Below are 6,577 nucleotides of genomic sequence, written 5' to 3'. Positions count from 1 at the left end.
CAGCGCGTCAACCTCGCGCTCGCCGCGCGCAGTATGGGCGACCTGGCCGGCGAGGTGCTCGCATGACGGACCCGGCCTGCAGATCCGGCCCCACCCGTACGACCGGCACGAGAGCGCGGGTGAGTGCATGAGGGCATCCGCCGCGCGCAACCTGCCCGCGCTCCTGCTGGGGCTGCGCGAGGAGGGGTTCAGCGGCACGGTACGGGTCGCGGGCACCCCGGGCGGCACGCTCCACCTGCGCGACGGCCTGGTGGGCGCGATCGAGACACCGGGGGCGCCGACCACCACCTCGGCACTGCTGACCTCGGGTCGGATCGGCGACGAGGACTGGCTCGCCGCGTGCGCCGCACAGCGCGACGCGGAACTGCTCGGGGAACACCTGGTCGCCGACAAACTGGTGGGCGCCGTAGAGCTCGAAGTCATCTGCACGGCAGCCGTGTTCGACGCGGCCTTCGCCATGTCGCTGGGGGCGCCCGGCAGTTGGGAGCTGAGCGACCGGGAGCCGGCGCTCCTCGCCCGACCGGGCGTGGAACCACGGCAGTTGACCGACGAGACCACGCGGCGGATCGCGCTGCTCCTCCGTCTGTGGGGACCGCCGGGCGACCTGGCCCGCGTGCGGCCCGTACCGGGTACGGGGGTTGTGGAGGGGCCGCTGTCCGGCCGGCACGAGAACATTCTGAACCAGGTCAACGGGCGCCGTACGGCCCGGGACCTCGCCTTCGCGCTGGGGCGCGGGCTGTACGCCGTGATGCTGGACCTGGTCCGCATGGAGTCGTACGGGTTGCTCCGGTGGGAGCCCCCGACCGTCCCCGGCGGCCGGCCCAGCACGGCGCCACGAGTCACCCCCGGCCGTACGCCGGCCACCGGCCCGCCGCCGGTGCCGCCGAGAACCGAGCCGCTGCCGAGGCGTATGCCCCGTGGCGGAGAGAAAGGGGGGAAGTGAGTGCGGACGATGGAAGAGATGACCCAGGCACCGACCGACGTGCTGACGAAAGCACCGACCGACGCGCTGACGGAAACGAAGAGGAACACCAAGAGGGAAACGCCGAGCGGAACGGCGAGGGAAACGCCGAGCGGAACGGCGAGGGAAGCGGCGAGCGACACGACGACGGAGACGCGTCGGAGGGCGCGGACCAGGAACACGACGCCCAAGGGGTGACCACGCCCCCTCTGCCCGTACGGAAGCCGCTTCCCGTACGGGGTGCGCCGAACCCCGCCCTGCTGGGCCCCTCGGCCGAAGAACTGGCCGCCGACCAACCCTCTGTCGAGACGCTGCGGCGGGTCCGCCACGCGTTGCGCGCTCTTCCCGAGCCCGACTGACCGCAAGGAGTACGTCCCATGGGTCCCTTGAGCCCTCCGAGCCCCTCGAATCCCCTGAGCGACAACCCCCAGTCGGCCCAGGCGTCCCAGCTGACCGACATCCTGACCTCGTTGCGGGAGCGGGTGATGGGAGTCTCCGAGAGCGTCCTGTCCACGGTGGACGGCCTTCTCGTCGTGGCCGACGCGGACACCGTGCACCCGGAGTCGGTCGCCGCGCTCGCCGCCGCGACGCTCGGGGTGAGCCGCCGTATCGCCGAGCAGGCGAAGGTCGGGGCCCTGCGTGAGGTGGTCGCCCGGTGCGGCTCCGGGCACGTGATCGTGCTGGCCGTCGGCGAACGCGCCCTGCTGACCGTCGTGGGCGACGACGGGCTGGACATCGCCGCGTTCCAGCGTGAGTCCCCGGCCACGGTCGAGGAGTTGACCAACGTCCTGGCGGCGGACGTGGCGTACTGAGACGGACGCCGCGCGAGCCCGCCGTCGGTTACGTCTGATACGCCTGCTTCCCTCTAACGGGCTAATCTGCGGCTCCTGAGGCCTGAGATTCGCCCAATGCCTCCGTACGGCCGCTGCCGGCCGCCCTATCCTCCATTTCCCGGAGCCTGGACAGGTTCGCGCCGAACGCCCGGTCGGCGCCGGTCCGGGACGCGGGGGAGGGAGCGCCATGCGGTCGATCACACCGTGGGCGCGTGTCTACGTCATCGCGGTCGCCGTCGGGGCCGTCCTCTGCGCGGCGCCCGTCCGGTACGCGCACGCCCCCTGGGGCGCCGTGGCGCTGTTCGCCGCGCTGTGCGCAGCGTGCGAGCAGCTCGCGGTCGGCCGGTTCGGCGGGCGCGCGGGGTACGAGGGGCCGGGCGCCGCCGGTCCCGGTGGCACCGGCGGCGGACCGCCCCGCTGGCACACGCCCGTCCTGCTCGCCGCCGCCTTCCTGCTGCCGCCCGCCGCTGCCGCCCTCGTGCCGCTGCCGGGCGCGCTGCTCGTGCGGGGCGCGGAACGGACGCCTTGGCCGCGTCGGCTCTGGCGGGCCGGACAGCTGGGGATCGGCGCCTGGACGGCCTCGCGGGTGCACTGGTCGCTCGGCGGCCCCGACACGGTCGTCTCCTCCTACTTCCCGTACGCCCTGGCCGCCGCCGGAGCGGCCGTGGTCGCGTTCTGCCTGGTCCTGGCCCTGCTCGACGGAGGCATCCTGGCGCTCGCCGAACGGGTGCCGGTACGGCTGGCCTGGCGGGGACTGTTCGTACGGTCACTGGTGCCGGTCGGGGTGCACGGGCTCGCCGGGCTGATGATGGCCGTCCTGTGGCGCAGCCCGTACGGGCCCCTCGCGGCGCTGCTCGTGCTGCTCCCGATGTGGGTGTCGTGGTGGGTGTTCGCGCAGTACCACCGGGAGCGGGCGGCACACCAGGCGACGATCAGGGCACTCGTGCAGGCCGTCGACATCAAGGACGGGTACACGCGCGGACACAGCGAGCGGGTCGGGCAGGCGTCCATGGTGATCGCCCGGGAACTGGGCATGGACGACGAGCGGGTGGAAGTGCTGCGGTTCGCCGGAATCCTGCACGACGTCGGAAAGCTGGGCGTTCCCACGAGGCTGCTGCGCAAGGACGGGCCGCTGACCCCCGAGGAGCGGCGCGTGATCGAGCTGCACCCGGAGTACGGCCACGAGATGGTCCGGGGGATCGGCTTCCTCGGGGAGGCCCGGTCGGCGATCCTGCACCATCACGAACGGCTGGACGGGAGCGGGTACCCCTACGGGCTGGTCGGTAGCCAGATCCCGGAGTTCGCGCGGGTGGTCGCCGTCGCCGACGCGTTCGACGCGATGACGTCGACGCGGTCGTACAGCAGGGCGCGACCGGTGGGGGTCGCTCTCGCTGAGCTCGAACGGTGCGCGGGGACGCAGTTCGATCCGGTGATGGTGCGGGCGTTGGTGAGGGGGTTGGAGCGGCGGGGTGGATGGCATCCGGCGGTGACAGCCGACTCGGTCCAGTCCCGTTGTGATTTTTCACCCACCCCACCCGTTTCCAGTCCGATTACCAGCGAACCCGCCACGCGCCCCGACGGCATCCCCGGTCAGGTCGGTAGTGAAGGCAGGGTGCGATGAGGGGCCTCGTCCGTGGCGCCGCCGCTCTTCTCACCGCCGTCTCCCTCGCTCACACCCTCTGGTCGGGGCTCGACGAACGTGCTGTCGCGCTCTCCTTCGGGCTGCTCGTCGTCGCCGGGGAGCTGACCCGGTGGAGCGGGCCCGAGTCGCGGGAGGCGGCGCCGCTCGCCGCCGCCGGGGCCCTGTCGTACGCGCTGCTCGGGGAGGACGCGGGGCGAGCCACCCACCACGGCGCGCTCCAGGTCGTCACCGTCGTCGTCGCGGCCACCCTCGTCGGCTGTGTGCCGCACGTCGCGCGGGGACAGGGGCCGACCGCCGACCATGTCGCGCGCCGGGTGCTCACCGCCGGGTTCGCCGCCATCTGCTTCCAACCCCTTTACAACCAGGGCGTGTTCGAAGCCTGGGGCGGCTCCGCCTACGTCCTGCTGCTGGTCGCCCTGCTCGTGCTCACCGCGCTCTGCGACGCCGTACTCGCCGCGGCGCTCGCGCACGCGCGCACCGGCTGGCCCTTCGGCCCGCTGTTGCGGGACGAGCTGCGGGCCATGCTGGGGATCGGTACGGCCGTGTGTGCCACCGGGGTCGTCATGGCGCTCGCTGTCGCCGTCGTCGGACTCTGGGCGCTGCCCGTCTTCTCGCTGCCGCTGCTCCTCACCCAGTTCGCCTTCCGGCGGTACGCGGCCGTGCGGGCCACCTACCGGCAGACCATCGCCTCCCTGGCCCGCGCCACCGAGATCGCCGGATACACCCCGGCCGGGCATGCCCGGCGTGTCGCCGTGCTCAGCGGGGCTGTGGGCCGGGAGCTGGGGCTGTCCGAGCCGGAGCTGACCGTGCTGGAGTACGCGGCCCTCATGCACGACATCGGGCAGCTCAGCCTCGTCGACCCGGTACCGGCCGGCGCCACCGCCGTACTCCCCGTGGCGGAACAGCGCCGGATCGCGCTGCTCGGCGGGGCCGTCGTTCGGCAGACGGGGGTGGCCGCGGCCGTCGCCGTGGTCGTGGAGCGGCAGGCCGATCCGTACCGGGAACAGCCCGTGTCCGCGCGTATCGTGCGGGCCGTCAACGCCTACGACGAGAAGGTGCGGGACGCCGGAGCGGGCGGCCCGCTGCGGGCGCTGGAGGAGCTGCGGCTCGGTACCGGCCGGGACTATCAGCCCGAAGTGGTGGAATCCCTCGCGCGGGTACTCGCCAGAAATGGTGGAGTCGTCAGGGAGCGCATCGGTTGAAGATGGTGGTGGGAGAGGGGTGGACGGTCTTACGCTGCCCTCGGTTGGGTAACCCATGGGTAATGAGCGCCCCTCCAGCGGTCCGTGGTTGGATGCGAGGGAGAGGCTGTACGGGGGCAGAAGCCGGCCCACTCCACGGCACTGGCAGGCGGGAATCGTGAGGATCTTCGGCAAGGGGCGGCACCGGCCCTCCGCCTCATGGCGGCAGGCCACCGACCGCGCGTTCACGCTGATCGGCGACGGGCGGTACGAGGACGCGGGCGCGTTGCTGACACGTGCCGCCGATCTGGAACCCTGGCTGTCCGAGTCCTGGTTCAATCTGGCCCTGCTCCACAAGTTCCGGCACGACTGGGAGCAGGCGAGGGCGGCCGGTCTGCGCGCCATCGCCCTGCTCGACCGGGAGACCGGGGCCCCCGACTGGTGGAACGTGGGCATCGCGGCCACGGCTCTGCAGGACTGGCCGCTGGCCCGGCGGGCCTGGCAGGCGTACGGGCTGCGGGTGCCCGGGGGCGCCGCTGCCGCCGGTGAGCCCGCCGGGATGGACCTGGGCAGCGCGGCCGTACGGCTGTCGCCGGAGGGCGAGGCCGAGGTCGTGTGGGGGCGGCGGCTCGACCCCGCGCGCGTCGAGGTGCTGTCGATTCCGCTGCCGTCCTCCGGGCGGCGCTGGGGCGAGGTCGTGCTGCACGACGGGGTGCCCCACGGGGAGCGGACCACTGCGGCCGGGCACTCCTACCCCGTCTTCGACGAGATCGAGCTGTGGGCGCCCTCGCCCGTGCCGACCTGGGTGGTCCTCCTGGAGGCCGCCGCCGAGGACGACCGGGACGCCCTGGAGCGGCTGGCGTCCGACGCGGGGTTCGCCGCGGAGGACTGGTCGTCGTCGGTGCGGTTGCTGTGCCGGATGTGTTCGGAGTCACGGATGCCGTCCGACGAGGGTGACGGGGAGCATCTCGATCCGCACGATCACAGTGAGCCGGGGCATCCCGGGCCGCTGGGGCACCGTACGGACGGGCAGTTCTGGGCGCCTGAGCGGGAGTGTGGCCTTGCGGCCCCGGCGTCTCTTGTACGGGGTTTGTTGGACGGGTGGGTCGCTGACAGTCCGGATACTCGGGACTGGCGGGATCTGGAAGAGGTCTGTTAGGGCTCGTCGTTGGCTGCGGGCCCGATGTGGCTGGTCGCGCAGTTCCCCGCGCCCCTGACGGGCGCGCCCCTGCGGGGCGCTGCCCGTACCCTGTATCAGCAACTCTCCCCGTTTGTTTGAGGAAGGCATCGTCGGTCATGGCGCAGCAGGACACCGATCAGCAGCACGTGGGCGTGCTTCCCGTGGACGACGAGGGATTCGTCGTCGACACCGAGGACGGCGAGGAGCGTGAGGCGGCCTGGCGCGAGCGGGGGACCTCGCGGCCCATCACGGTCGTCGGCAACCCGGTGCTGCACAAGGAGTGCCAGGACGTCACCGAGTTCGGCGCGGAGCTGGACCAGCTGGTCGCGGACATGTTCGCCAGCCAGCGCACCGCCGAGGGCGTGGGTCTGGCCGCCAACCAGGTCGGCGTCGACCTGAAGGTCTTCATCTACGACTGCCCCGACGACGACGGCGCCCGGCACACCGGTGTGATCTGCAACCCGAAGCTGGTCGAGCTGCCCGCCGACCGGCGCCGGCTGGACGACAGCAACGAGGGCTGCCTCTCGGTGCCCACCGCGTACGCGCCGCTCGCCCGGCCCGACTACGCCGAGGTGACCGGGCAGGACGAGAAGGGCAACCCCATCAAGGTGCGGGGCACCGGCTACTTCGCGCGCTGCCTGCAGCACGAGACCGATCACCTGTACGGGTACCTGTACATCGACCGGCTCTCCAAGCGCGAGCGCAAGGACGCCCTGCGGCAGATGGCCGAGAACGAGCCCCGGTACCCCGTGGTCGCGAACGACTGAACGACTGACAACT

General features: G+C 72.5%; 8 protein-coding genes. All 8 read left to right on the top strand.

The genetic code is table 11. The annotated features are described in order from the left end of the window. On the top strand, window positions 1-943 hold a 943-nt coding region (locus STRTUCAR8_RS15415; RefSeq protein ID WP_241784688.1), incomplete at its 5' end, for a hypothetical protein. Between the two features lie 9 nt (window positions 944-952). After that, entirely contained in the window at window positions 953-1,159 is a 207-nt protein-coding gene (locus tag STRTUCAR8_RS52520; RefSeq protein WP_143666402.1) for a hypothetical protein, read from the top strand. Beyond that, window positions 1,156-1,320, top strand: a complete 165-nt coding sequence (locus STRTUCAR8_RS52515; RefSeq protein ID WP_158697403.1) for a hypothetical protein — start codon at window positions 1,156-1,158, stop codon at window positions 1,318-1,320. The genes STRTUCAR8_RS52520 and STRTUCAR8_RS52515 overlap by 4 nt, the downstream gene beginning before the upstream one ends. An 18-nt stretch (window positions 1,321-1,338) precedes the next feature. Next, window positions 1,339-1,773 (top strand): roadblock/LC7 domain-containing protein, encoded by a 435-nt coding sequence (locus STRTUCAR8_RS15405; protein WP_006376703.1) that lies wholly within the window; start codon window positions 1,339-1,341, stop codon window positions 1,771-1,773. A gap of 208 nt (window positions 1,774-1,981) precedes the next feature. Further along, window positions 1,982-3,415, top strand: coding sequence for an HD-GYP domain-containing protein (locus tag STRTUCAR8_RS15400; protein ID WP_006376704.1), 1,434 nt, complete (start codon window positions 1,982-1,984; stop codon window positions 3,413-3,415). Next, on the top strand, window positions 3,412-4,638 hold the full coding sequence (locus STRTUCAR8_RS15395; protein ID WP_006376700.1) for an HD-GYP domain-containing protein: 1,227 nt from the start codon (window positions 3,412-3,414) through the stop codon (window positions 4,636-4,638). The genes STRTUCAR8_RS15400 and STRTUCAR8_RS15395 overlap by 4 nt, the downstream gene beginning before the upstream one ends. A 157-nt stretch (window positions 4,639-4,795) precedes the next feature. Next, window positions 4,796-5,776 (top strand): tetratricopeptide repeat protein, encoded by a 981-nt coding sequence (locus STRTUCAR8_RS15390; protein WP_006376699.1) that lies wholly within the window; start codon window positions 4,796-4,798, stop codon window positions 5,774-5,776. 137 nt (window positions 5,777-5,913) lie between these two features. Then, window positions 5,914-6,564, top strand: a complete 651-nt coding sequence (def, locus tag STRTUCAR8_RS15385; protein WP_006376702.1) for a peptide deformylase — start codon at window positions 5,914-5,916, stop codon at window positions 6,562-6,564. Window positions 6,565-6,577 lie beyond the last annotated feature (13 nt).

The sequence above is a fragment of the Streptomyces turgidiscabies Car8 genome, from assembly GCF_000331005.1.
In the GTDB taxonomy this organism is placed as follows: domain Bacteria; phylum Actinomycetota; class Actinomycetes; order Streptomycetales; family Streptomycetaceae; genus Streptomyces; species Streptomyces turgidiscabies.
Note: the sequence above shows the minus strand (reverse complement) of the source record. Positions and strands in the feature narration are given on the sequence as shown.

Excerpts from the sequence above, each read along its gene's own strand:
- STRTUCAR8_RS15395 (WP_006376700.1), top strand. The coding sequence starts at position 3,412 with ATGAGGGGCCTCGTCCGTGGCGCCGCCGCTCTTCTCACCGCCGTCTCC.
- STRTUCAR8_RS15405 (WP_006376703.1), top strand. The coding sequence starts at position 1,339 with ATGGGTCCCTTGAGCCCTCCGAGCCCCTCGAATCCCCTGAGCGACAAC.
- STRTUCAR8_RS15400 (WP_006376704.1), top strand. The coding sequence starts at position 1,982 with ATGCGGTCGATCACACCGTGGGCGCGTGTCTACGTCATCGCGGTCGCC.
- def (WP_006376702.1), top strand. The coding sequence starts at position 5,914 with ATGGCGCAGCAGGACACCGATCAGCAGCACGTGGGCGTGCTTCCCGTG.
- STRTUCAR8_RS52520 (WP_143666402.1), top strand. The coding sequence starts at position 953 with ATGGAAGAGATGACCCAGGCACCGACCGACGTGCTGACGAAAGCACCG.